21 protein-coding genes and 2 pseudogenes are annotated in these 22,988 nt (G+C 45.4%); 12 read left to right on the forward strand and 11 right to left on the reverse strand.

All coding sequences use genetic code 11. From position 1 onward, the window contains the following. Window positions 1–123 precede the first annotated feature (123 nt). The 4 genes from JCM23214_RS24715 to JCM23214_RS13240 all read left to right on the forward strand — a co-directional run bounded on the left by JCM23214_RS24715 (window position 124) and on the right by JCM23214_RS13240 (window position 2,337). On the forward strand, window positions 124–531 hold the full coding sequence (locus tag JCM23214_RS24715; protein ID WP_199899596.1) for a hypothetical protein: 408 nt from the start codon (window positions 124–126) through the stop codon (window positions 529–531). 141 nt (window positions 532–672) lie between these two features. Further along, entirely contained in the window at window positions 673–816 is a 144-nt protein-coding gene (locus JCM23214_RS26065; protein ID WP_084264817.1) for a 3-hydroxyacyl-CoA dehydrogenase NAD-binding domain-containing protein, read from the forward strand. After that, window positions 813–1,988: a 3-hydroxyacyl-CoA dehydrogenase gene (locus tag JCM23214_RS26070; RefSeq protein WP_051548172.1), complete on the forward strand. Its 1,176-nt coding sequence runs from the start codon at window positions 813–815 to the stop codon at window positions 1,986–1,988. Before JCM23214_RS26065 ends, JCM23214_RS26070 begins: the two co-directional genes overlap by 4 nt. Before the next feature lie 79 nt (window positions 1,989–2,067). Further along, window positions 2,068–2,337: a hypothetical protein gene (locus tag JCM23214_RS13240; RefSeq protein ID WP_025899356.1), complete on the forward strand. Its 270-nt coding sequence runs from the start codon at window positions 2,068–2,070 to the stop codon at window positions 2,335–2,337. A gap of 61 nt (window positions 2,338–2,398) precedes the next feature. On the opposite strand, the gene JCM23214_RS13245 is transcribed toward JCM23214_RS13240, so the two are convergent. Next, on the reverse strand, window positions 2,399–5,851 hold the full coding sequence (locus JCM23214_RS13245; RefSeq protein ID WP_025899357.1) for an indolepyruvate ferredoxin oxidoreductase family protein: 3,453 nt from the start codon (window positions 5,849–5,851) through the stop codon (window positions 2,399–2,401). Between the two features lie 185 nt (window positions 5,852–6,036). On the opposite strand from JCM23214_RS13245, the gene JCM23214_RS13250 reads away from it, so the two are divergent. From JCM23214_RS13250 to JCM23214_RS13285, 8 genes and pseudogenes are all read left to right on the forward strand, one after another. Beyond that, a complete protein-coding gene (locus tag JCM23214_RS13250) occupies window positions 6,037–7,020 on the forward strand; it encodes an NAD-dependent epimerase/dehydratase family protein (RefSeq protein WP_025899358.1) in 984 nt (327 codons plus the stop codon). Window positions 7,021–7,023: 3 nt separating this feature from the next. Then, window positions 7,024–7,500 carry a PaaI family thioesterase gene (locus tag JCM23214_RS13255; RefSeq protein ID WP_025899359.1) on the forward strand — a complete coding sequence of 159 codons (477 nt, stop codon included), beginning with the start codon at window positions 7,024–7,026 and terminating at the stop codon, window positions 7,498–7,500. Then, complete coding sequence (locus tag JCM23214_RS13260; RefSeq protein ID WP_025899360.1) at window positions 7,497–7,946, forward strand: PaaI family thioesterase; 450 nt, start codon at window positions 7,497–7,499, stop codon at window positions 7,944–7,946. Before JCM23214_RS13255 ends, JCM23214_RS13260 begins: the two co-directional genes overlap by 4 nt. 52 nt (window positions 7,947–7,998) lie before the next feature. Further along, window positions 7,999–9,775, forward strand: a pseudogene (locus JCM23214_RS26770) (M3 family oligoendopeptidase). Window positions 9,776–9,924: 149 nt separating this feature from the next. Continuing rightward, complete coding sequence (locus JCM23214_RS23155) at window positions 9,925–10,053, forward strand: aa3-type cytochrome c oxidase subunit IV (RefSeq protein ID WP_084264819.1); 129 nt, start codon at window positions 9,925–9,927, stop codon at window positions 10,051–10,053. Window positions 10,054–10,187: 134 nt separating this feature from the next. After that, on the forward strand, window positions 10,188–11,342 hold the full coding sequence (locus JCM23214_RS13275; RefSeq protein WP_025899361.1) for a Re/Si-specific NAD(P)(+) transhydrogenase subunit alpha: 1,155 nt from the start codon (window positions 10,188–10,190) through the stop codon (window positions 11,340–11,342). A gap of 11 nt (window positions 11,343–11,353) precedes the next feature. Next, a pseudogene (locus tag JCM23214_RS13280) lies at window positions 11,354–11,638 on the forward strand (NAD(P) transhydrogenase subunit alpha part 2); the annotation flags it as partial. Between the two features lie 12 nt (window positions 11,639–11,650). Next, on the forward strand, window positions 11,651–13,042 hold the full coding sequence (locus JCM23214_RS13285; RefSeq protein WP_025899363.1) for an NAD(P)(+) transhydrogenase (Re/Si-specific) subunit beta: 1,392 nt from the start codon (window positions 11,651–11,653) through the stop codon (window positions 13,040–13,042). Between the two features lie 57 nt (window positions 13,043–13,099). Here JCM23214_RS13285 and JCM23214_RS13290 read toward each other — a convergent pair whose 3' ends face one another. The 10 genes from JCM23214_RS13290 to JCM23214_RS13335 all read right to left on the reverse strand — a co-directional run bounded on the left by JCM23214_RS13290 (window position 13,100) and on the right by JCM23214_RS13335 (window position 22,910). Beyond that, complete coding sequence (locus JCM23214_RS13290) at window positions 13,100–13,810, reverse strand: PDC sensor domain-containing protein (protein ID WP_025899364.1); 711 nt, start codon at window positions 13,808–13,810, stop codon at window positions 13,100–13,102. Window positions 13,811–13,818: 8 nt separating this feature from the next. Then, window positions 13,819–14,601 (reverse strand): response regulator, encoded by a 783-nt coding sequence (locus JCM23214_RS13295; protein WP_025899365.1) that lies wholly within the window; start codon window positions 14,599–14,601, stop codon window positions 13,819–13,821. A 71-nt stretch (window positions 14,602–14,672) separates the two neighbouring features. Next, window positions 14,673–15,992, reverse strand: a complete 1,320-nt coding sequence (locus tag JCM23214_RS13300; protein WP_148301888.1) for a sensor histidine kinase — start codon at window positions 15,990–15,992, stop codon at window positions 14,673–14,675. A gap of 192 nt (window positions 15,993–16,184) precedes the next feature. After that, entirely contained in the window at window positions 16,185–18,188 is a 2,004-nt protein-coding gene (locus JCM23214_RS22635) for an ATP-binding protein (RefSeq protein WP_159104363.1), read from the reverse strand. A gap of 308 nt (window positions 18,189–18,496) precedes the next feature. Beyond that, window positions 18,497–18,829 carry a hypothetical protein gene (locus JCM23214_RS13310; protein WP_025899368.1) on the reverse strand — a complete coding sequence of 111 codons (333 nt, stop codon included), beginning with the start codon at window positions 18,827–18,829 and terminating at the stop codon, window positions 18,497–18,499. A 136-nt stretch (window positions 18,830–18,965) separates the two neighbouring features. Beyond that, the gene (locus tag JCM23214_RS13315) at window positions 18,966–19,454 is read right to left on the reverse strand and encodes a GGDEF domain-containing protein (RefSeq protein ID WP_051548173.1); all 489 of its coding nucleotides are present in this window, start codon (window positions 19,452–19,454) and stop codon (window positions 18,966–18,968) included. Continuing rightward, window positions 19,430–20,254, reverse strand: coding sequence for a PAS domain-containing protein (locus JCM23214_RS13320; protein ID WP_025899370.1), 825 nt, complete (start codon window positions 20,252–20,254; stop codon window positions 19,430–19,432). The genes JCM23214_RS13315 and JCM23214_RS13320 overlap by 25 nt, the downstream gene beginning before the upstream one ends. Window positions 20,255–20,542: 288 nt before the next feature. After that, window positions 20,543–21,736, reverse strand: coding sequence for a multidrug effflux MFS transporter (locus JCM23214_RS13325; protein WP_037493597.1), 1,194 nt, complete (start codon window positions 21,734–21,736; stop codon window positions 20,543–20,545). 272 nt (window positions 21,737–22,008) lie between these two features. Continuing rightward, the gene (locus JCM23214_RS13330) at window positions 22,009–22,581 is read right to left on the reverse strand and encodes an SRPBCC family protein (RefSeq protein ID WP_025899372.1); all 573 of its coding nucleotides are present in this window, start codon (window positions 22,579–22,581) and stop codon (window positions 22,009–22,011) included. Then, complete coding sequence (locus tag JCM23214_RS13335) at window positions 22,578–22,910, reverse strand: ArsR/SmtB family transcription factor (protein ID WP_025899373.1); 333 nt, start codon at window positions 22,908–22,910, stop codon at window positions 22,578–22,580. Before JCM23214_RS13335 ends, JCM23214_RS13330 begins: the two co-directional genes overlap by 4 nt. Window positions 22,911–22,988 lie beyond the last annotated feature (78 nt).

Genomic DNA, 22,988 nt, shown 5'->3' on the forward strand with positions numbered 1-22,988 from the left:
TTTTTTTATGTGCGCAGGTTTTTAGATTTTATTAATATTTTAGTCAGTCTTTAGCGATATTATTCGGGATATCAAGTTCCCCCCAAGGAACTCACACAGTGGTATGTATCAGGAGACTCCCCAATGACTCAAAAGACTGAAGAAATTGCCAAGCGTCAGGCTATGATTTCCAGAGCCCCTTATGAGGACATGTTGTCGTTTTTTGACTACAAGCATTTACCGGAGGGGTTGCAAGGCATCAGTAAACCATTTAACGCATTGGCTCATTCTTTGGTAGAGCAACTCCCAAACCACTCGCAAAAAATGGTCGCACTTCAAAAATTGTTGGAAGCCAAAGACGCTGCTGTTCGAATTGCCGTTGCAAAATCCAAGCCGCAAAGAGAAAAAATACAGAATATGATCATTGAGCATTACAGGGAAGGGTTATCAGCGACTGAAATTCGCTCGAAGATTCTGGTCGCATTTCCAGCCTCCAAGATTACCGAGGAAGTGATTAAGGATTTTGCTATGACGTTGGAAACTGACGTTTAAAATTTCCTTTTGAACTGCTCCTACCTCGATGCGGCAACAGTCTCAAGACTGTTGCCGTTTTTTGTGCTAAAGGCAGTAATTTCATGTTTATCCCGTCTCTCTCAAATGGTAGTCAAAGGTAGTAATTTTTGAGGGAAACCAATGACAAGAGAAATTCAATCAGTTGCCGTCTTGGGCGGTGGGACCATGGGACTTGGAATAGCTGCTGCATCTGCGGATGCAGGAGCAGAGGTTCTGCTTCTGGATGTAACGATGGAACCGCGCAAGCGTCACTCGAACGAATGACTACCATTCGTCCACCTGCGTTTGAAAATCCAGAATCTGCTAAACGCATCAAGTTGGGAAGTTTTGAAAATGATCTTCCAAAAATTGAAGGTTATGACTGGATATGCGAGGCAATTATTGAAGATTTGGAAACCAAGCGGGACTTGTTCTCGAAACTTGAGCCTTTGCGCCGAGAAGGATCAGTTGTCTCAACCAATACTTCAGGCATTCCGTTAAAAGATATCGCGGCAGGAATGCCTGAGCGCCTGCGGCGGGATATTGTTGTCACCCATTTTTTCAACCCGGTGAAAATCATGCGCCTGATGGAATTGATCCCGGGGGAGGAGACGACTGAAGAAGTCACTGACGCTCTGGCTCGGTTCTGCGGTGAAAAACTTGGTAAGGGCGTCGTATACGCAAAGGATACCGTGAATTTTATTGGCAACCGAATTGGCTGCTTTTTCATGTTATCAGGTTTGCATAAGGCAAAACCAGCTTTGGATGCCGGTATGCAAATGGAGAAAATTGACGCACTCCTGAGTAAGCCAGTGGGACTGCCGCCTACGGGCTTGTACGGCTTAATCGATTTGATCGGTTTGGATATCATGGATCTTGTTGGTAAGAACCTAGCGGTCAATCTGCCTTCAAATGATGTAGGGCGCAGCTTTACAAGTTTTCCTGCCGCAGAACAGTCCATGCTTGAGCGCGGGCAATTAGGTCGAAAAACGAAAGGTGGGTTTTATCGCCTGAATGTTGCGGATGACGGCAGCAAGACAAAGGAGATTTTTGACCTGAAAGAGGAAAGCTGGCGTGCTGTTGAGGCTATTGAACTGGCTCCTTCTTTGCAGGCTCCGGAAACAGTGTTCTTTGATGACTCTGCAGAGGGTAATCTGGTTTGGGACACTATGGGAGGTACACTTCTGTATGCTGCTGATCTGATCCCCGAAATTGCCGATGATGTTGTGAATATTGACAGGGCTATGCGCTGGGGATTTGGCTGGGCGAAAGGTCCATTCGAACTTCTCGATCAGTTGGGAGCAGATAAAGTCATCGCAAGACTGAAGGCTGAGAACAGGCCACTTCCTGCAATGCTGAATGTACTCGAAAAAACGGGAGAGAAGAGTTTTTACCGTAACGGTGGTAGCGAGTATCTGACCTTGTCTGGTGAATGGAAAGCGGTGCCAAAGGAATAGTACTTGAAAACAAAAAAACACTTATTAAGTGCAAGGGGCTGTGGTGGAGTTGCATCACGGCCTTTTTTCGTGAGGGGGAATGAGACAGTTTTCCGCAGATACAACAGGTTTTGCCGCTCTAACCATAGTGGAGATATTACTGCAGGAGTTAATCCGGCAGGAAATTCTTGACGACAGGGATGTGAAGCGAATTTTGAAATCTGCTGCGCGCCGGCATGAAAAGTCGGCGACCGGAAGTCCTGCGAAAATTGACCTCAATATGGAAACAGCTACTCTTATTCGTCAAATGACCATGGGGCTCAAGCCATTATTCAAAGAAGCGAAAAAACGGCGTAAGTCAAAGGCTTAGATTGAGACTCAAAATAAAGCCCGGGGTAAATCAATACTCCCGGGCTATGGTTTTGTGAAATTTATTCGGCCGCTTGAGCTTGCTTTTCAGGGTTTTTGAATAATTCCATCAAATGGTCGTGTTCTAAGTAATACTGTCGTATTGCCTTTTCTTTAACATGACCATAACCGCGAACTTTCATAGGCAGTTCAAACAACTCAAGGGCAATTGGTAAATTATCTGAATTCAGATGTTCAACTACATAAGACAGAGTGCCTTGAAAATGTTTGATTAGCTTGCGCTCTTCGCGCCGCTCTTCGGTATACCCAAAAATGTCAAATGCTGTTCCGCGGAGGAATTTGAATTTGGCAAGTTTAGAGAAACCCTTTCCAACCCAAGGACCATATTCGGACTTTTTCAGATGTCCCGTCTCACTGTCTTTCTTCGCTAAAAGCGGTGGTGCCAGATGGTATTTGACTTTGTACTCCCCATCCATCATCCGCTCAATTTTTTCCTGAAATCCAGCTTCGGTGTGCAGGCGTGCGACTTCATATTCGTCCTTATACGTCATGAGTTTAAACAAGGACTTGGCAGCGCGTTTGGTCAGCTCGTCATGTCCAGCGCCGCGAACGGTTGCTATGACATTCTCGTATTGTTTTGCATATGCAGTGTTTTGATAGCCCGTCAGAAATTCGATCCGCCGATCAATCATGACCTGAAGATCATCTGTTGGGTGCATAATATCCACAGGACCTTTGAGCTTTTCAACTTCACCCAGTACAAAGTCAGGGTCGTGAGCCATTTTGCGCCCCCAAGCGAAAGCTTTCTTGTTGGCGTCAATCGCAACACCGTTCAACTCGATCGCTCGTAATAAAGCCTCTAACGAGAGAGGGACAAAGCCCTTCTGGAAAGCATAACCCAGCATGAAGAGGTTTGTCGCAATTGCATCACCCATAAGTGTTGTCGCGATTTCACTTGCTTCCAGTAAATGACAGGCGTCCTTACCAACAGCTTCCATAATGTGATCCAGTGTATCCTGAACCGGGAATGGAGCATCTGGATTTAAAGTGAAATCCATAGTTGGTGCTGGATGAGAATTGACCACTGCCTTGGCGATCCCGACATCCAGTTTCGCAAGGGAATCATATGAACCTGCAACAACCATGTCACAGCCGATCAGAAGATCTGCGCGTCCTGCTGGAATACGAACTGCGCTTATATCTTCTGGTGTTGGAGCAATATGAATGTGGCTCGTAACGGCACCACCTTTTTGGGCAAGTCCAGCCTGATCCAGAACAGTGACACCTTTACCTTCAATATGAGCTGCCATGCTCATCAAGGCACCAACTGTTACGACGCCAGTCCCCCCAATTCCTGTCACCAGAATTCGGTACGGATTTGTTATTTCTTTTGTGTTTGGCAGTGGAACATCACTGGCAGGGTCGTCCTGCGCACTTTTTTCGGGTTTGCGGAGCTGTCCGCCCTCAATGGTTACAAAGCTTGGGCAAAAGCCTTTGACACAAGAAAAGTCCTTGTTGCAGCTTGATTGGTTGATTGTTCGTTTCCGTCCAAATTCCGTTTCGAGGGGTTCAACAGAAATACAGTTGGACTGAACTGAACAGTCACCACACCCTTCACAAACAAGGTCGTTAATCATGACGCGTTTTGCAGGATCAGGGTAAGTTCCGCGTTTGCGCCGCCTGCGTTTTTCCGATGCACAAGTCTGATCATACAGCAGCACGGTCACGCCCGGAAGTTCCCGCATTTCTTTCTGGATTTTATCCAGATCATCGCGGTGATGAAAGGTTGTTCCCTTTGGCCAATCGATATTGGATGGATATTTATCTGGTTCATCGGAGACAACGCGAATATGTTGCACTCCTTCACCAGCAAGCTGTTGAGCAATTTGCCATGGTGTCAGTTGGTCGTCGAGAGGTTGGCCACCTGTCATTGCCACCGCATCGTTGTATAGGATTTTGTATGTAATATTGGCCTTTGCAGCGATTGCCTGGCGGATCGCTAGCAGGCCCGAATGATGGTAAGTTCCGTCACCCAAATTGGCAAAAATATGTTTCTCGTCAGTGAAATGTTGTTGTCCCACCCATGGCACACCTTCACCACCCATTTGTGTGAATTCATTCGTATTGCGATCCATCCATGTCACCATGTAGTGACAGCCAATACCAGCAACGGCACGGCTGCCATCTGGTACAACTGTAGACGTATTATGTGGACAGCCTGAGCAATAGAACGGAGTTCGTTTTATTTTGGCGGGCGACTGGTTGAGTTGCTGCTCTTTGCGATCAAGAAAAGCCAGTCGTTGTTCAATATGTTCTGACGTATAAAAACGGCGAATACGGGCGGCAATGACTCGCGCGACGCTCGCAGGTGTCAGCTCTCCGGATGAAGGGAGTATGAAATTGCCTTGATCATCGAATTTCCCAATAATGCGGGGGCGAACAGCGGTATCCCAGTTATAAAGCTGCTCCTTCATCTGGTTTTCGATAATGGCCCGCTTTTCTTCAATAACGACAACTTCTTCGAGCCCTTCGGCAAACTGACGAATTCCTATTGGATCCAGTGGCCAGGGCATGCCGACCTTATAGACAGACAGACCAATATCAGCTGCCATATCATCAGTGATGCCTAAATCGCGTAAGGACTGGCGGACATCAAGATAAGCCTTGCCAGTTGTGACAATACCAAACCGTCTTTTGGGGCTATCCATCACAATTTTGTCGAGATTGTTTATGCGAGCAAATTCGCGAGCGGCATAAATTTTATGCTTGTTCAGGCGAACTTCCTGATCGAAGCGATCGTCGTGTCCACGAATATTCAGTCCTCCCGGTGGGAGCTCGATATCCGGATATTTGATATTTACACGATCTGGACTTACATAGACGGACGCACCACCCTCAATCGTTTCAGATATGCATTTGAAACCAACCCACAAACCGCTGTACCGGGACATGGCGATACCCATTAACCCGTAATCAAGCACCTCCTGCACATTGGCAGGGTGTAAGACAGGCATCATCCAACTGATAAAGCCATGCTCGCTTTGATGGGCGACGGTTGAGGAGACAATACCATGATCATCGCCTGCAAGTGCCAGAACACCGCCGTATTTGGATGTACCGTTGGAGTTCGCGTGACGAAATACGTCGCCTGTTCTGTCTACACCCGGGCCTTTCCCGTACCAGAGGCTGAAAACACCATCATATTTGGCCCCTTTGTACATGTTGAGTTGTTGGCTGCCCCAAACAGCTGTCGCGGCCAAATCTTCGTTGATGCCGGGCTCGAAATGAATATCGTTTTCTTTGAGGAGAGGGCGAACTTTCCACAAAGATTGATCGTAGCCACCAAGTGGCGAACCACGATAACCAGAAATGAAACCGGCTGTGTTTAAGCCCGCTGCCCTGTCGCGGGCTTTTTGCATGAGCGGTAATCGAACCAGCGCTTGAATACCGGTCAGAAACACACGGCCTTCCTCCAACGTGTATTTATCGTCGAGCGAGACATTGGCAAGCGGCATACTTAAAACTCCCTAGCAAGTAGTTTTGTATTTTATAATATATGGAAAATAGCACCAATTACAATAAAGGTCAATAATGCTGACATTTAGAAAGAAAATTACTCAATGATTTTTTGGGACTTTTTTCTATCTTCAACTCACTGGCGTCGGATAAACTGTTCAAAACAGTGAGGAACTTGTGAATTATGACGATTTTGCTTACGGGTGTAGCAGGCTTTGTTGGGATGCATGTCGCCAAGCGATTGCTGGCGAACGGTTTTAAAGTTTTCGGAATCGATAACATCACCAGCTATTATGATGTTGCTCTGAAAAAAGGGCGCCTGCAGGAATTAGAACCTTATGCTGATTTTGAATTTCAGAAAGTTGACATTGCTGATGAAGAGTCTCTAAAAACCGCCTTGTCAGGCCGCGAAATACATTACGTAGTGCACTTGGCAGCGCAAGCTGGGGTTCGCTACAGTCTTGAAAACCCCCACTCATACGCACATTCCAACCTGACTGGATTTCTGAATATCCTTGAATTTTGCCGGCATAATTCAAACCTGCAGCACTTCATTTACGCAAGCTCCAGTTCAGTCTATGGAGGAAACAAGGAGTTGCCGTATTCGACAGACCAGTCAGTGGATCGCCCAGTGTCGCTTTACGCTGCAACCAAAAAATCCAATGAATTGATGGCGCATAGTTACAGCCATCTCTATCGAATTCCATCCACCGGGTTGCGGTTTTTCACCGTTTACGGACCGTGGGGGCGCCCCGATATGGCTTACTGGCTGTTCACAGAAGCAATGCTTGCGGGAAAAACCATCAAAATTTTCAATAATGGGGATATGAAACGTGATTTTACCTATATTGATGACGTCGTGGATGGGGTTGTAAAATTATTACCGGTTGCACCACAGGACAAAGGGATGGAACAGCCGCCTTACCGGGTGGTAAATATTGGTAACAACAAACCCGAAGCGTTGATGGAATTGGTCTCCACCTTAGAAAAAACACTTGATGTAAAGGCAAATCTGGAGTTTCTTCCCATGCAAAAAGGGGACGTAAAAGAAACCTTTGCCAATATTGACCCAATGCGTGAGCTTGTTGGATACGAACCGCAAACAAGTCTTGCTCAGGGTATTCCTCTGTTCGTGGATTGGTACCGCGAATTTATCGAAAGAGAGTGAACCATGTCGAACGCTTTTGATATTACTCAGATACAGAATATAATCGATGTCGGAATACCACATTGTTCGGACATCGGAGTTAAAGTGGAAAGTCTGAACGATGACGCCGTCGTCATGCGTCTGCCCTATGATACACGTTTCGTTGGCAATCCGGTGAGTGGTGTTTTGCATGGTGGAATTGTCACGACCCTAATAGATACAACATCCGGGATGTGTATCTACGCCAAGCTGCAAAAATATTTGCCAATCGCAACCCTTGATCTGCGAATTGATTATTTGAAATCGGCAGAGCCGGGGCGGGATGTCCTTGCTAGGGCAACCTGTTATAAATTGACACGTCAAATCGCATTTGTTCGTGCGGTTGCCTATCATGACACGGCTGATGATCCGATCGCCAATAGCGTCAGCACCTTCATGCTGCATTCAACGCCGACAAAATCTCTCGATAAAGTTTCAAAAGAAATGAGGGAAAAATCATGAATACCCAATCTTCTGAAGATTTTTTAAAGGCTATTCTGGAAGCCAAAGAAAACCGCGATTGGAACGCAATTGCTGGTTTGATACCCTACTTCAGTTATTTGGGTGTGGAAATTCGTGAGACTGAAGATGAGCTAATTTGCTCTATACCTCGCAACAAACGCTTTACAGGTAATCCCACATTACCTGCGATCCATGGCGGAGTTGTGGGAGCATTCATGGAAAGCACAGCTCTTGTTCATCTGCTGATTACGCAAGAAATAACGCAACTGCCGAAAATTATCACTTTTACAATAGACTATCTTCGCTCGGCCAAAGTGGATGCCTGTTTTGCCGAAGCGATTATCACGAAACCCGGCCGCAGGGTGGCGAATATGCGTGTGAGAGCTTGGCAGAAAGACCGCAGCAAACCAATTGCAACCGCGAATGCAAATTTCCTTGTCAGCTAAAGCAAACTTCTTATCTGCTATATAAAACCTGTCTACACGGAGCTACATTAATATGTCCGAAACTGCCCTTGGCACACTTCCAGAATGGGACCTGAATGACCTTTATCCGGGTACGAATTCAGCAGAGTTAAATGATGATATTCAGAGCTCGGCTGAAAGCGCAAAAGAGTTCGCAAAAGCGTATGAAGGTAAACTCTCCAGCCTAGATGGTGACGGAATTCTTGCAGCCCTTAAGGACTATGAAGGAATTGAGGAAACACTCGGTCGTATTATGTCATATGCCTATCTGGTGTATGCCGGCGATATGACAGATCCTGAGATCGGGAAGTTTTTCCAGAATATGCAGGAGAAAATCAGCAAAATTTCAACTGATTTGCTGTTTTTCACTCTGGAGTTAAATCGGATAGACGATGAACGCTTCGAAGAGTTTTATAAGAATGCGGAGCTAAGGCGATATAAGCCTTGGATAGATAATGTCCGTGCAATGAAGCCTATCAGTTGGATGATCAATTGGAAAAGCTTCTGCATGAAAAAAACGTTTCCGGGCGCAGTGCTTGGGTTCGTCTGTTTGACGAAACAATGGCGGGCTTGAAATTTGAAATGGATGGTAAGCAGATGGCTTCGCAAGAAGTCCTGCACTTACTCTCAGCCAAGGATGGTGCAGTTCGTAAGAAAGCTGCAAAAAGCCTTGGTAAGGTATTCGGTGAGAATGTTCGCCTTTTCGCGCTGATTACCAATACTTTGGCCAAAGACAAAGCGATTGAAGATGAGTGGCGGAAAACAGACAGTCCAATGGCAATGCGCCATCTTTCCAATCAGGTGGAAGAGGAGGTCGTCAACGCGCTTTCCGAAGCTGTACAGGCGTCATATCCAAAGCTTTCCCATCGTTATTATGCGCTAAAAGCGAAATGGATGGGGCAGGACAAACTTGACTATTGGGATCGAAATGCTCCGTTACCTGAAGACGACGATCGAATTATTCCATGGGATGAAGCGCGCGACACTGTGCTGGATGCCTATCGCCGGTTTTCGCCAAAACTTGCGGATCTTGGGAAAGAGTTTTTCGACAGGCCGTGGATAGATGCGCAAGTGAGACCGGGTAAAGCGCCCGGTGCTTTCGCGCATCCCACAGTTCCGAGCGCACATCCATATCTCCTTGTAAATTATCAAGGCAAAGTTCGGGATGTGATGACGCTTGCCCATGAGTTGGGACATGGTGTTCACCAGGTTTTGGCAGCACCTCAGGGCGCATTGCTGGCCGATACACCGCTTACGCTGGCGGAAACTGCAAGTGTATTTGGTGAACAGCTCACATTCCGCGCCCTATTGGAGAAAGAGACCGATCCTTCTAAAAAACGCGTCATGCTCGCCAGTAAAGTTGAGGACATGATCAATACGGTCGTTCGGCAGATTGCATTTTACGAGTTTGAAGTGCGTCTGCACAAGGCACGCCGGAAGAAGAATTGTCGCCTGATCAGATTGGCAAGATCTGGATGGATGTTCAAAAAGAGAGTCTTGGACCGGCTATTCGCTTGCATGATGAATATCAGTATTTCTGGACTTATATTCCTCATTTCATTCATTCACCATTTTATGTCTATGCCTATGCATTCGGGGATTGTCTGGTGAATGCTTTGTATTCTGTGTATCAAAATGCACAAAGTGGCTTTCAGGAAAAATACTTTGAAATGTTAAAAGCAGGCGGGACCCTGAGACATAAGGAGTTGCTGGCTCCATTTGGTCTTGATGCGTCTGATCCAGCTTTCTGGCAAAAAGGACTGGGTGTAATCGAAGGCTTTATTGACGAACTGGAAGAACTGCAAAGCTAAAAATTCTGCCGAGCTGTATCAATTAACCGGCCTTTTGTGGCCGGTTATTTTTTTTGTGACTGTCATTAACTACAATTTGTTGCTCATATTGAATGATTTGCTATATTGCGTTGCAGCGTAACTAAACCGCATTTGGTAAAGAGGATAGAATGTACGAACACGGAAACATGAATATCGAACAGCAAAAGGATGCATATAACTGGTTTGTTCGCCTCAGCACTTGGGGAACAATCATCGCAGCAGTCATAACTGCTTTTGTTGTGTTTATCATTACCTGACAGGGTTTGATATGCTAGCTGTCTCGACCGCCATACAAGACAGGCATGGAGGAGGGGCAGGATAAATCTCGTTTGACGTTTGCAGGGGGCGTCGATCACACCCACTTTAATTATAATCTATAAGAGGATCGATGATGAAAATCGCAATCCCAATGGAGCGGCGGGAGCATGAAAAACGTGTTGCAGCCTCTCCGGATACAGTAAAAAAGTTTGTGGGTCTGGGAGCTGAAGTCATTGTGGAGAAGGGTGCTGGTTTACGCAGCTCTTTCTCTGATCAGGAATATATCGATGCCGGGGCGACTATTGCCGGGGATGCCGCAGCAGCCCTTAAGGACGCCGATGTAATTCTGAAGGTGCAGCGCCCCTTGACCGAAGCAGAGGGAGGGCCAGGCGAACTGGCTTTGATGAAGAAAGGTTCCACGTTGATTTCGACGCTGGCTCCTCTTCAGAATAAAGAACAGGTTGCGGCCTACGCCGCCGCTGGTGTTGAAGCGCACGCTATGGAATTGGTGCCACGCATCAGTCGTGCTCAGTCAATGGATGTTCTTTCTTCCCAGTCCAACCTCGCCGGTTACAAGGCCGTACTGGATGCGACCACTGAATATGGCAAAGTGATGCCAATGATGATGACCGCCGCCGGTACAGTTGCACCTGCAAAAGCTTTCATCATGGGAGTTGGTGTTGCTGGTTTGCAGGCTATTGCGACGGCCCGCAGATTGGGCGCTATTGTTACAGCAACTGACGTGCGTGCTGCTACAAAGGAACAGGTGGAAAGTCTGGGCGCCAAATTCATCATGGTTGAAAGTGATGAAACAGGTGAAGGTGAGGGCGGTTACGCCAAAGAAATGTCCGATGAATACAAGAAGAAACAGGCTGAGCTTGTTTTTGAACATTTAAAGAAACAGGACATTGTTATCACGACAGCCTTGATCCCGGGACGGGAAGCACCGGTTTTGATAACGGATGAGATGCTCGCTCAGATGAAGCCTGGATCAGTTCTTGTTGACCTTGCGGTAGAGGCTGGCGGTAATGTGACTCAGTCGAAACCAGGCGAAGTTGTTGAAACTGAAAACGGCGTAAAAATTATTGGTCATATAAATGTGCCCAGCCGTCTCGCCAGTGACGCATCTTCGCTATATGCGAAAAACCTTTTCAATTTCCTCTCCCCCATGATCAATAAAGAAAATGGTGCGCTAGAGATGAATTGGGACGATGAGATCATTCAGGGCACGGGCCTGACACGCGACGGTAAAGTCGTACATCCGCTTTTGACAGAGGGAGGTAACTAATCATGGATATGGTCGATCCTACTGTTTTCCGTCTGGCGATTTTCGTGCTTGCGATTTTCGTTGGATATTATGTGGTCTGGAGCGTAACACCAGCCCTGCACACCCCTCTTATGGCGGTAACCAATGCAATTTCATCGGTCATTATTGTCGGTGCGCTTATTGCAGCGGGTCCGGCTGATGTCAATTTGGCCAAAATCTTTGGTTTTGTGGCTATTGTTCTGGCATCAGTTAACATCTTTGGCGGCTTTCTGGTCACCCAGCGTATGCTTGCCATGTACAAGAAAAAACAAAAATAGGGGGATACGCTAGTGACTGCTAACTTTACGGCGCTTGCCTATCTGGTATCCGCCATTCTATTCATTCTGTCCCTGCGGGGATTGTCTTCACCTGAAAGTTCTCGTCGCGGTAATGTGATGGGAATGATCGGCATGGCCATTGCGATTGTCGTGACCATTCTCAGCCCTAATGTTCTCTCTTACGAGTGGATTATCGGGGGAATTGTTGTCGGTGGTGCCATCGGTGCAGTAATTGCGCAGCGCATCGCAATGACAGCAATGCCACAACTTGTCGCCGCGTTTCATTCGCTCGTCGGTTTGGCCGCTGTTCTGGTTGCCGCGGCCGCTTTTTATAATCCGGAAGCATATGGCATTATAGGCGCAAGCGGTGAGCTAACAGTGTTAAGCCGGATTGAAATGGCGATCGGTATCGTTGTCGGTGCGATTACATTTTCAGGCTCTATTATTGCTTTCACCAAGCTGCAGGGACTGGTCTCTGGTAACCCTGTGGTTTTCCCGGGTCAGCACATGCTGAACCTTCTGATCGGTATTGCGATTTTGGCACTGATTATATGGTTCTGCGTTGATCTCAACCCAACCATTTTCTGGACCATGACCGCGCTTGCGTTCCTCATTGGCTTCCTGATCATTATTCCGATCGGCGGCGCGGATATGCCGGTGGTCGTGTCCATGCTGAACTCTTACTCAGGCTGGGCTGCAGCCGGTATTGGTTTTACACTGGAAAATACTGCGCTGATTATCGTCGGCGCACTGGTGGGCTCCTCCGGCGCAATCCTGTCTTACATCATGTGTAAAGGCATGAACCGGTCATTCTTCAGCGTGATTTTGGGTGGCTTTGGTGGTGACGATGCTGCCGCGGCTGGTGGTCAGCAAGTTGACCGTCCATTTAAGGCAGGCTCAGCTGATGACGCCGCTTTCATTATGAAAAATGCGGGTAAGGTTATCATCGTTCCGGGCTATGGTCTTGCGGTTGCGCAGGCTCAGCATGCGCTTCGTGAAATGGTCGACGAACTGAAAGCGGAAGGTGTGGATGTAAAATATGCCATTCATCCAGTTGCTGGTCGTATGCCAGGGCATATGAATGTTCTGCTTGCGGAAGCACAGGTTCCGTATGATGAAGTGTTCGAGCTTGAAGAAATCAACTCAGATTTCTCAACGGCTGACGTTGCACTTGTTGTGGGTGCGAACGATGTGACGAACCCTGCAGCGCGTGATGACCCATCAAGTCCGATTTTCGGAATGCCAATTCTGGATGTGGACAAGGCGGGAACAGTTCTGTTCGTTAAGCGTTCCATGTCTTCGGGTTATGCCGGCATTGATAATGATCTATTCTATAAAGACAACACTATGATGCTTTTGGCCGATGCCAAGAAGATGGTGGAGGATATCATCAAGGCAATGTAACGCTGGGATGTCTGAATTTAAGAAAGCCGCGGTTTGTGCCGCGGCTTTTTTATTGGCTCATGTTTGCTGGTAGATAACGATTTTGATGTCAGGTGACGTTCTATGCAAAGGCAGGCGAACCAGTTCAACAGTTCTGCCCTGACCAAGCCGCGATATACTATTTCCTTCAAAGTTATCGAGCAGCATGCCGCTGGAATCCCTGATCTGGATCAGGAGGGTTTCATCCATTTTCCCCACCTGTTCCAAGACTTCCTTCAACCAGTCTGTTTTTATGCCGGTCACAAGAACATACGAAATTTCCTGATTACTTGATTTGACCGGAAGGGCAACAGCCAGAACCGGTAGTTTTGACACTTTACCAACTAAAAACTCCCCAATGGCAAAATCATTTTTGGCAACCGCGCGCTTGTAATAGTCACGGTGACTTAAATCGATGGAGGTATTTGTCTGTGTTGGAGAGCTAAGCAGTTTGCCGTCAGGTGTCAGTTTTAAAAAAATATCATAGACGTCAGCGTGTTTTTGCAGATATTGATCTAAAATCTGATCACTTGGCACGTTGCGTAAAGCGGCGCTGTCAATATCTTCACGCAACTGCCGAAGTATCAATTCCGCGTCTTCAAGTTGGCTTGCCAGCCGTTCCTGAATGGCAGTATACACCCGATTAGCTTTTGCCTGTACGTCTTCTGTATTTTCTCTCAGAAGACTAGCAAAGCTTATAAAGGCCACAACTGATAAGGCCATGGTTAAATAAGCCGCTATTTTTGTCACCTTAGCTTTTACCTTCTGTTATCAGTCTTCTTATCCTTTTGCGCGGGGGTATAGTTTGACACATGTGTGAACGCAGCCTTGAAATTGTGTTTGATATCTTTTTCAAGAATGGATAGCTCGGCATCCAACCGATTTTTGGACGGGATGTCAGATCGAAGGGCTTCAATATGATGCAAACTGGCATGGAAGCCAAAATTGGATAGCATTCCTTTAAGTTCATGTAGAAGGTCATCAAGTTCTTCGTCATTTTTATCTGTAGAGCGGATTTCGCCAAATATTTTTCGGGCGTTTTGGTTGGCTTTCTCCAACAGGTTATGGACGCCATCCACACCCATTCTTTCGCAGAAACGGTTCAGTTCACTGTGATCAGGAACCGGATGGGATTCAGCCAGTTTGGATACTTTTGCATATTCACCAAAATACCGGGCGAGGATCTCGTTAAGCTCGCTAAGGCGAACGGGTTTGATCAATACATCGTTCATACCTGCATCGATATATTCGGTCCGCTGATCAATAAAGGCATTTGCGGTTAGCGCAATTATTGGTAATTCTCTTGGTACCAATGGTGTCGCGCGGATGGCTTTGGTCGCATCTACACCTGTCATGTTGGGCATTTGCACATCCATCAATATCAAGTCATAACTCTCTGGCGCGGTGGTTATTCGCTCGACCACCTCAACGCCGTCATTGGCAATGGTGACATTGTGACCAGAATCCTCGAGCAACCCCTGAATAACCATTTGATTGACGGAGTTGTCTTCTGCGACCAGCACAGAGAGGGTTTTTGACATAACTTTGGAGCTGCGGGTCGGGCCAATTTCACCTTCTTTTTCATTTTTGGCCTCTTCGACAGGAATGGTTGCTATGAATTTGGATCCAACTCCGGGTGTGCTTTCGACATTAAGCTACCGCCCATGTCTTCGCAAAGTCCGCGTGCGATGGAGAGGCCAAGACCCGACCCACCGAGTTGAGGGCGACCTTCAACCTGTTCAAACTCTTCAAAAATTGCTTCCAGTTTTTCATGGGGAATGCCCGGACCCGTATCGATAACATTAAAGACCAGAGCAGATTGACTACGCTTCGATTTGATATCTACTTCCAGTTTGACGAAGCCATGTTTGGTGAATTTGGTGGCATTTCCAATCAGATTGAACAGAATTTGCTGAATATGATCCAGATCGCCATGAAAATATCCTTCGGCCTCTTCTGAAACCTCAACCTTAAACTCCAAACCCTTGTTTTGAAGTTGGAAATGAAAGATTGAATTCAGTCCATCAACAAGCGTTTCAACGTTAAAATCCTGTTTGGTTATAACAGATTTTCCCGCTTCAATTTTGGCGAAATCCAGAACCTGATTTAATAATCCAAGCAGGAAAAATCCGGATTCGCGCGCTATTCTGAGTTCCTTGTCAATTTTTTGAGGGAGATCATTCCTCAAAACAATCTGAATAATGCCTAAAATGCCATTTAGTGGAGTTCGAATTTCATGGCTCATTGCTGTTAGGAATTTCGCTTTTGCGCGCGCAGACCTTGAAGCCTTTTCTGCTTCTAGTTTTAGTCGTTCAGAATATTGCCGCCTTTCATTTTCACGAGCGATAAGCTGAGAAAACATCCATATTCCTAAAATATTGGCAATCCAGAGCTGCGGCCAAACGCCAACCAAAACGGAATATTGGACATGGGCAGGAAATGTTAGAATGGTTGGCATTGTTACAGCGGTTGCAAATGTGGCCACCGCAATAAGTGAAAGTGGGGCAATCACCTCTTTTTTTTCATGGTGGCAATACCAGCGCCATGCCACCCCGATACCTGCGAATACTATAATATAGGAAACGCCAGCAGCCATGCCTATCCCGCCTACGTAAAACCTAACGGAGGCAGCGATTGTTGCAGTAATTGCTGCTGAAATAGGGCCGCCAATAATTCCAGCCATTAGTAGGGGGGCGCCGCGAGCATCGGCAATTATGCCTGGAGCAAACTGAATGGGCATATTAATCAAAAGTGCAGCCGCAGCACCGAAAAGTAGCCCGGTTTTAACCGATATACTAAATTCTTTTTGACTGGGTCTACTGGTCAAATTGAAATCAAAATAGGCAATAAACCATGCTAGAATGGCCAGTAAACCCACATTGGCGATAAGGCTGATATAACTTTGTGTAAATGCGTCTATTATTATTTGCATTTGAACCAACTTTAAAGGGATTGAAAAGAATTCTGCCTGAGACTTTTTTTGATCCAAAAGCAAAGAACACGATTGTTTTTGGTCGCCAAACTGGCTTCAGATAGTCAAAGTTTCATCAATAAACTTGCTTCATCAGTTATATTAATACATCCTATATTATGTAATATTTTGTAACAAAAATCAATGCCAAAGTTAATTTTTTAACTGAGTTGAGACATAGTCAAATGCCGATGTGAACGAACATCTGAGGTTCCGATCCAGATCAGGAATGTCTTGCAATAACTCCCCAGTTGATGGTTTTTGGGATCTTAAATTGTCAATCTGCCTGGTCACAGTGTCGAACCCAAAATTAGCAACCATGCCTTTGAGCTCATGCAACAAATGATCTGCCGTTGACTGAGTGGTTTTACGCTCTTTTACTTCTGTCATAATGGTATTCGAACGATGATGCGCCCGTTCCAGAAGATCATGAACACTTTTCGCACCAATAGAATTGCAAAGTTTTTTAATTTCATCTGAGTTCATTTTGTGCGCTTTCAGTTCTATCTTCGCAATGTCTGAATATTCACCAAAATGTTCTGTCAGTACCCTGTTTAGTTCGTTAATCTGGATTGGTTTGATCAACACATCATTCATACCCGCAGCGATATATTCGGCCCGCTGTTCAATAAACGCGTTGGCCGTGAGCGCCACAATGGGAATGTCTTTTGGGATCAATGGTGTTGCACGAATAATTTCAGTAGCTTCGACGCCAGATAGTTTTGGCATCTGAATATCCATCAAAATCATGTCATATTTTTCCGGTGAAGAAGCAATTTTATCGACTACATCCTGCCCATCCTGAGCAATGGTCACTTTATGCCCTTCCTCGGCCAGCAAGCTTTTGATAACCATTTGATTGACGGTGTTATCTTCGGCTACAAGTATCGACAATGAGCGTGTAACTATCTTGATCTGCTCTTCCAATATAGGTGTAACTGGCGAATTCTTGACCGGTTCTGCAGGTATGCGAATGGTGAATTTGGATCCCAAACCAACGGTACTCTCAACTAAAATTTCGCCGTCCATATCTTCGCAAAGTCCCTTCGCAATGGATAAACCAAGGCCAGTTCCACCAAGCTTGTTTGTGCCTTCAACCTGTTCAAATTCTTCAAAAATTTTTTCGAGCTGGTTGGCTGGGATCCCAGTTCCAGTATCTGAAACCACAAACTCAAGATAGGGTGCATCAGAATGTGGGTTAAAATTCACCGCCAGTTTTACATACCCTTTAGCTGTAAATTTTGTTGCGTTTCCAATTAGGTTAAACAGGACCTGTTGAATATGTTCTAGATCACCATGAAATTGCCCGCTTGATCCGGGTTCGATGGCTGTTTTGAATTCGAGCCCCTTTGAGTGCAGTTGAAAATGAAAGATGGACCTGAGCCCGTCTACGAGAGATTCAACGCAAAAATCCTTCTTTTGGATTACGGATTTCCCAGCTTCAATCTTTGCAAAATCTAGGACCTGATTCAGCAGACCGAGGAGAAAAAAGCCGGATTCACGTGCAACTCTCAGTTCTGTATCAATTTGTTTGGGTAAGTGCTTTTGCAAAACTACCTGAATTATGCCGAGGATCCCGTTCAACGGTGTTCTAATTTCATGACTCATTGCGGTCAGGAACTTAGCTTTTGCTTGGGATGCCCGCGCTGTTCGTTCAACTTCTAGCAAGAGCCGTTCTTCAAACTCGCGCCGCTCAATTTCGCGTTTGATTAATAGGGACAACAACCAGATCCCCACGACACCACAGAACCAGTAAATAGGCATTACGCTTACTAAAACGCGATATTGAACTTCAGGGGGGAGTGTAAGGACAGCTGAGCAACCAATCAACGTTCCGATACTTGAAACCACAATCAGGGAGAGAGGGTTGACGATTGACCAATTTTTAAGCAGGCACACATATTGCCAAACAACTCCTGTTGCGGCGAAAACGCAGATATAAACCAACGCTGCAGGTGCGCCGGCTCCTCCGATATGTAATCTTGCTGAGGCAGCAATTACGGCAGTTGTTATGGCCGCGATGGGACCACCGATGGCGCCGGCCATCAGGATTGGTCCGCTTCGGGCATCTGCAATTATGCCTGATTCAAATTCAATAGGGACATGAAATAATAACGCGGTGGCAATTCCAAACATTACGCCTATTTTCATAGACATAGGGATGCTGCTTTTCAGATCTCTATTTGTCATGTTTATGTTAAAATATGCTACCGCCCATGCGAGCAAAGACAAAAGTCCTAGATTTGCGAGAAGATTGGCATATTCACGGGAGAGAAGATCTAAAAATATATACATAGCTTGAACTTGCACCACTTGATACTACGCTTATTAAATACCGAACTCAGCAGTAGGGCGTAATACGCAACTAGACAGCCAATTCCCAACCTGTACATGTTGTTCGTTTTAGTATTTTGATAAAATTTTATTAAATTAGTATTAAATGCTTTATTAGTTTTTGGTGCAGATTAGCTTTTCTGAGGTGCTGATGTAGGCTTTTCTTTACGCCGAACTCCTTGCCCACCCAGTACATAACCGGCAATACCGCTGAGGATTGCAACCACTGACTCTCCGTTCACCAATTGCAGTAATCCTAGAAAAGTCGTCGAGACAATGATCAGAATAATTGTTATGAGCTTTGGAATTTCGGTTTGAGCGATGATCGTACTCAAACTTTCTCCGCTCAGGTTATGACCGCGAAATGTGGCCCAGTATGCAATTGCAGTGACAGCACAGAACAGGCCAAATGCAATGAGCGCATACAGGCAGAGTTGCAAGATAAATTCCTGTGTAAGTTCCATTTGCCACCCCGCAAAGATTTGCAATATTTGATAATTCAAATATAGAGATGGAAATGAACCATCGTCAAGAATTACAGCATTAACCTTATCGGAGATCGGCGTTTTTTGTGCGCAGGTTAGTATGCTGCCGAGCGTACTATCTTAGGAAAAGTAACTGGTTTCTACCGTTTTCTTTTATCATATAGAGCGCTTTATCTGCTCTTCTTACGAGGTCGTCTAATTCCTTGTCGTGCTCGGATAAAGACGTCGCCCCGATGGAGCATGTAAATTGCACGCTTTCATTTTTCTCAGAAGCAATTGATGTCTTTGAAATTCTCTCACGAAAGCGGCTGAGGATATTCATGCCCTCTTCTTTATCCACACCTTTGATGAACACCAAAAACTCTTCTCCTCCAAATCGACCAATGGAGTCTTCTTGTCTAAACTCGTCTTTTGCGATAGCCGCAAAGTGCCTTAGGACTTCATCTCCGGTCGAATGGCCGTATGTATCATTTATATTTTTGAAGTAGTCCAGATCGATTAGAGCGAGGAACAGGTTTGTATTGTGACGCTTTGCCTCGGATATCAATGCTTTGGCATGCTCTTCAATCCCACGCCGGTTTAAAAGGTCCGTAAGCGGATCCATAATGGCAAGTTTTTCCAACTTTTTTTGCAGATATTTTTGATCTGTGACGTCTCGCTCGATCGCTGCAAAAACTGCACATCCCCTTTTTCCGAGGTGAGTGGAAATATGTTCATATCAAGCCAGTATTCATCACCTTGTTTTGTGTAATTCAAAATATCGACACGGATAGATTGATGTTCTTGTAGCGCGCTCTTGATGGCTTCGCGCGTTTCAGGCGATGTGTTTTCACCTTGTAAAAGGCGAGGCGTTAAACCTAAAACTTCGTCGCAAGAATAACCAGTGAGATCTGAAAATGCGCGATTAGCATATACAATCTCTGGTCCATTTCCATCTACGGGACTGGATTTGGTTACCAAGACTACGTCATTTGCTTTATCCACGATTTCATCAAATGGAATGGTTGCCTTGTGGTTTGTGTAGTCAGCGAATGAAACAATAACCTGCTCAATTGTATTTGCAGCATTAAATTCAGGGTAAGCGGACAAAAGAACCCAAGTGACATTCTCGCTAGAGCTGTCAACGATACCAATAACCTTATTCGAAAGAGACGAATTGGTTCTAATGACTTCATTGACTGGATATTGGCTTGGTAGCAGATCATTCCCTATTTCATCAAGAAATCTCCAATGCGGATCCATCGCAGATTTTCCCAGTGCTTGATCTTCACTCAAACGCAGTAATTCTAAAGCTTTGGGGTTGGCATATCGGATTGTAGTATCTGCGGCATGAACCACGACACCTGATTGTAAAGACGCAAGTAGGCTATTAGGATCGATGCTCAAGCGATCAAGTACAGTCATCTAAACCTCAATTCGCATATTAGATACTGAAAAGAGTGAGTTAATTTTTTTGAAAACACTAATGTAGTGAAGTGGAATTTAATGTTTGGTGAAACAAAAAGCAACTTTTGATCGAAATTGAACCGGCTCACAGCGATTATTCATTACTCAATTAGTCCAATTACAAAGAATTTGTGGCTAAGGCACCTAACTATTTACAGGTTAAACAATTTGTAAAGCTATTGGTTGCTGAGTTTTCTGTGTACGGCCCATGAAAAGGGTTTAAGTTTAAGAAGATACTCCGAATTTTTAGTGACTGTTTTGTTCAATTTTAATAATGATGAAGGCAGCACTACCCAATATCAGAAAGCCCAACATTATTGGAGTTAAAGAGCCGGAATATTGCTGGCCAATAATGGTGCCGAGCGTGATGCCGATTAATGAAGACGTGGCCCCAATAATAGCTGATGCCAATCCGGCGATTTGCCCCATCGGCTCCAACGCCACTGAATTCAGATTTCCAAACAGAATACCTACTGAAAAAAACAACAAGGCACCAAAGCTGAAATAGAGCCAGAATGGCGCCCCGATCAGCATACTGCAAATAATGAATACAAAGGCAATCACTACCAGAAAACCGGTTGCAAAAAGGCACAGGTTGCGCATGCCCAGTTTTTCAACCAGCTTTGCGTTCATAAAGGAAGCGAAGCCGAAAGCGAGTGCCTGAAGCCCAAAATAGACTGCGAACATATCGCCAACCTGATATTTAGAGTGAAAAACCTGCTGAATACTATTCAGGTTCCCAATCAGAGCGCCGAATATGCAGCTTAAGGCAAGTGTGTAACATAATGTGGTTTTGTTCGTAAAAACCGCCTTGATACCTGAAGATAACGTCTGAATTCTGAAGGGGACACGATCATTTGGTTTCAAGGTTTCTTCAAGTCTGAGATACATCCATATGCCGACTATCGTTGAGTAGAGCAAATAGAAACCAAAAATGTAGCGCCAATTAGCAACCGCAAGAATGCCTTGACCAATTGCTGGCGCAATAACAGGCACCATGATGAAAATTGTCATGACCAAGGACATGATTTTTGCCATTTCACGGCCGCTATAGCGGTCGCGGATGATTGACATAATGGATATATAGGGGCCAGATACCCCCAATCCTTGAATAAAGCGACCGACAAGCATGGTGGTAATATCAGTTGCTAGGACGCAGATCATGCTTCCCAGTATGTATAGACACAGGCAACTGTACAGGATCTTTTTTCGGCCCAGCGCATCTGACAGTGGGCCGTTGATCAACTGTCCAATTGCCATTCCGGCAAATATGAAGCTGATAATATATTGCGCCTGATTTGCGTGGGTCGCGCCCAAATCAATACCGATAATGCCAAGTGCCGGCAGCATCGCATCTATGGAGATTGCGACCACGGACATCAGGATTGACATAAGTAAAATAAATTCTCGCGGTCCTGCAGGCGAGCGCAGTCCATTCATTGACACTGGACCTTATCCTTTATGAAATTTGGAACTTAAGTGGGTGGGACTAACTACTCTACTGGAGTGTATATATCGAATTTGTAATTAACTAACGCGATATACCATTGCACCTTAAAACTTTTTTACTGAAATTTACAAGTTCAACCAAACAAATTATTTCATTTGAGTATTGGTTGTCACAAACTGACAGGCGCGAGCGGATCTGATCATATCCTAGCTGGTTTTAAATCATCTGGGTCGCGGTAAAATAATGATCCCAATAGCACATGCTATTGTTGAACTTTGAATGATTGGATTAAATCATTATAAATATTGCGAAGCTCGTAGAAAGTCTCCCAAAATGGATTTGGGGTTATCCCTTCCAGTTTGTCACGCAAAATATCCAGATGTGTATGCCAACCCGCGGATACGTCCAGCATATCATCACTGTTGGGTAATCTGCTATGGGTGACGGTCAGAAGGATTTTGTCTCCGCGCGATGTTAGTTGGAAAGACACCACCGAATTGTTGGACCAAGTGTAAATGAGGTGATAAGGCGGGTCATACAATAAAATCTCACCTGCTTCGGCCATGCAGCCATTTTCTTTCAGTCGATCTGGCGTTTTCTCCGCATGGGGTGTCAGTTTTTCAGGGTCAAACGTCAATTTAATCTTGCCACCGATTTCCGGTTCAATATCGAGAGAGGCAAGCCACAGAGAACATTTTTCAGATTGAGTGAGATACGGCCAGACAGCCTCTGGTTTTCCAGGTAGGAGGCGAGAAAGGCGTACCGTGGCGGTATCCAGAATTTGACCGAAATCTTCAGAGTTTTTATCCGGAATTTTTGGGTGAGTATTCCTCATTTGATATCTCCTTCATCTTTCTTATTGGCTTCGTCGGTTAGAATTTTCTCAAGGACATCAAGCCTGTCATTCCAGAAACTCCGCATTTGATTGAGCCATTCCCATATTTCATCAATTCCCTCGCTATTGAGAGAATAAAGTCTTTGTTGGGCCCGTTTCTCCACCTGTATGAGCCCGGCTTCACGCAATATTTTTAGGTGCTGAGACACAGCCGGAGCGCTGATGGTGAATTCGTTGCTGATCGCGGACGAACTTATCTGATTGCGAGTGGCAATGAGTTCAATCATACGACGTCGGTTAGGTTCGGCGAGTGCTGCAAATTTATCCATACGCAATTAATGAATCAGTTACTTAATTAAGTAAATACAAAAATAAAAATCGAATGGTCTGCCTATTGTAAATTTGGA

Source organism: Sneathiella glossodoripedis JCM 23214 (genome assembly GCF_000616095.1).
In the GTDB taxonomy this organism is placed as follows: domain Bacteria; phylum Pseudomonadota; class Alphaproteobacteria; order Sneathiellales; family Sneathiellaceae; genus Sneathiella; species Sneathiella glossodoripedis.

What these genes read in the sequence shown, in the direction of transcription:
- JCM23214_RS24715 (WP_199899596.1), top strand. Translation starts at nt 124, where the DNA reads ATGACTCAAAAGACTGAAGAAATTGCCAAGCGTCAGGCTATGATTTCC.
- JCM23214_RS26065 (WP_084264817.1), top strand. Translation starts at nt 673, where the DNA reads ATGACAAGAGAAATTCAATCAGTTGCCGTCTTGGGCGGTGGGACCATG.
- JCM23214_RS26070 (WP_051548172.1), top strand. Translation starts at nt 813, where the DNA reads ATGACTACCATTCGTCCACCTGCGTTTGAAAATCCAGAATCTGCTAAA.
- JCM23214_RS13240 (WP_025899356.1), top strand. Translation starts at nt 2,068, where the DNA reads ATGAGACAGTTTTCCGCAGATACAACAGGTTTTGCCGCTCTAACCATA.
- JCM23214_RS13245 (WP_025899357.1), bottom strand. Translation starts at nt 5,851, where the DNA reads ATGCCGCTTGCCAATGTCTCGCTCGACGATAAATACACGTTGGAGGAA.
- JCM23214_RS13250 (WP_025899358.1), top strand. Translation starts at nt 6,037, where the DNA reads ATGACGATTTTGCTTACGGGTGTAGCAGGCTTTGTTGGGATGCATGTC.
- JCM23214_RS13255 (WP_025899359.1), top strand. Translation starts at nt 7,024, where the DNA reads ATGTCGAACGCTTTTGATATTACTCAGATACAGAATATAATCGATGTC.
- JCM23214_RS13260 (WP_025899360.1), top strand. Translation starts at nt 7,497, where the DNA reads ATGAATACCCAATCTTCTGAAGATTTTTTAAAGGCTATTCTGGAAGCC.
- JCM23214_RS23155 (WP_084264819.1), top strand. Translation starts at nt 9,925, where the DNA reads ATGTACGAACACGGAAACATGAATATCGAACAGCAAAAGGATGCATAT.
- JCM23214_RS13275 (WP_025899361.1), top strand. Translation starts at nt 10,188, where the DNA reads ATGAAAATCGCAATCCCAATGGAGCGGCGGGAGCATGAAAAACGTGTT.
- JCM23214_RS13295 (WP_025899365.1), bottom strand. Translation starts at nt 14,601, where the DNA reads ATGTCAAAAACCCTCTCTGTGCTGGTCGCAGAAGACAACTCCGTCAAT.
- JCM23214_RS13300 (WP_148301888.1), bottom strand. Translation starts at nt 15,992, where the DNA reads ATGCAAATAATAATAGACGCATTTACACAAAGTTATATCAGCCTTATC.
- JCM23214_RS22635 (WP_159104363.1), bottom strand. Translation starts at nt 18,188, where the DNA reads ATGTCTATGAAAATAGGCGTAATGTTTGGAATTGCCACCGCGTTATTA.
- JCM23214_RS13310 (WP_025899368.1), bottom strand. Translation starts at nt 18,829, where the DNA reads ATGGAACTTACACAGGAATTTATCTTGCAACTCTGCCTGTATGCGCTC.
- JCM23214_RS13315 (WP_051548173.1), bottom strand. Translation starts at nt 19,454, where the DNA reads ATGGATCCGCTTACGGACCTTTTAAACCGGCGTGGGATTGAAGAGCAT.
- JCM23214_RS13320 (WP_025899370.1), bottom strand. Translation starts at nt 20,254, where the DNA reads ATGACTGTACTTGATCGCTTGAGCATCGATCCTAATAGCCTACTTGCG.
- JCM23214_RS13325 (WP_037493597.1), bottom strand. Translation starts at nt 21,736, where the DNA reads ATGAATGGACTGCGCTCGCCTGCAGGACCGCGAGAATTTATTTTACTT.
- JCM23214_RS13330 (WP_025899372.1), bottom strand. Translation starts at nt 22,581, where the DNA reads ATGAGGAATACTCACCCAAAAATTCCGGATAAAAACTCTGAAGATTTC.
- JCM23214_RS13335 (WP_025899373.1), bottom strand. Translation starts at nt 22,910, where the DNA reads ATGGATAAATTTGCAGCACTCGCCGAACCTAACCGACGTCGTATGATT.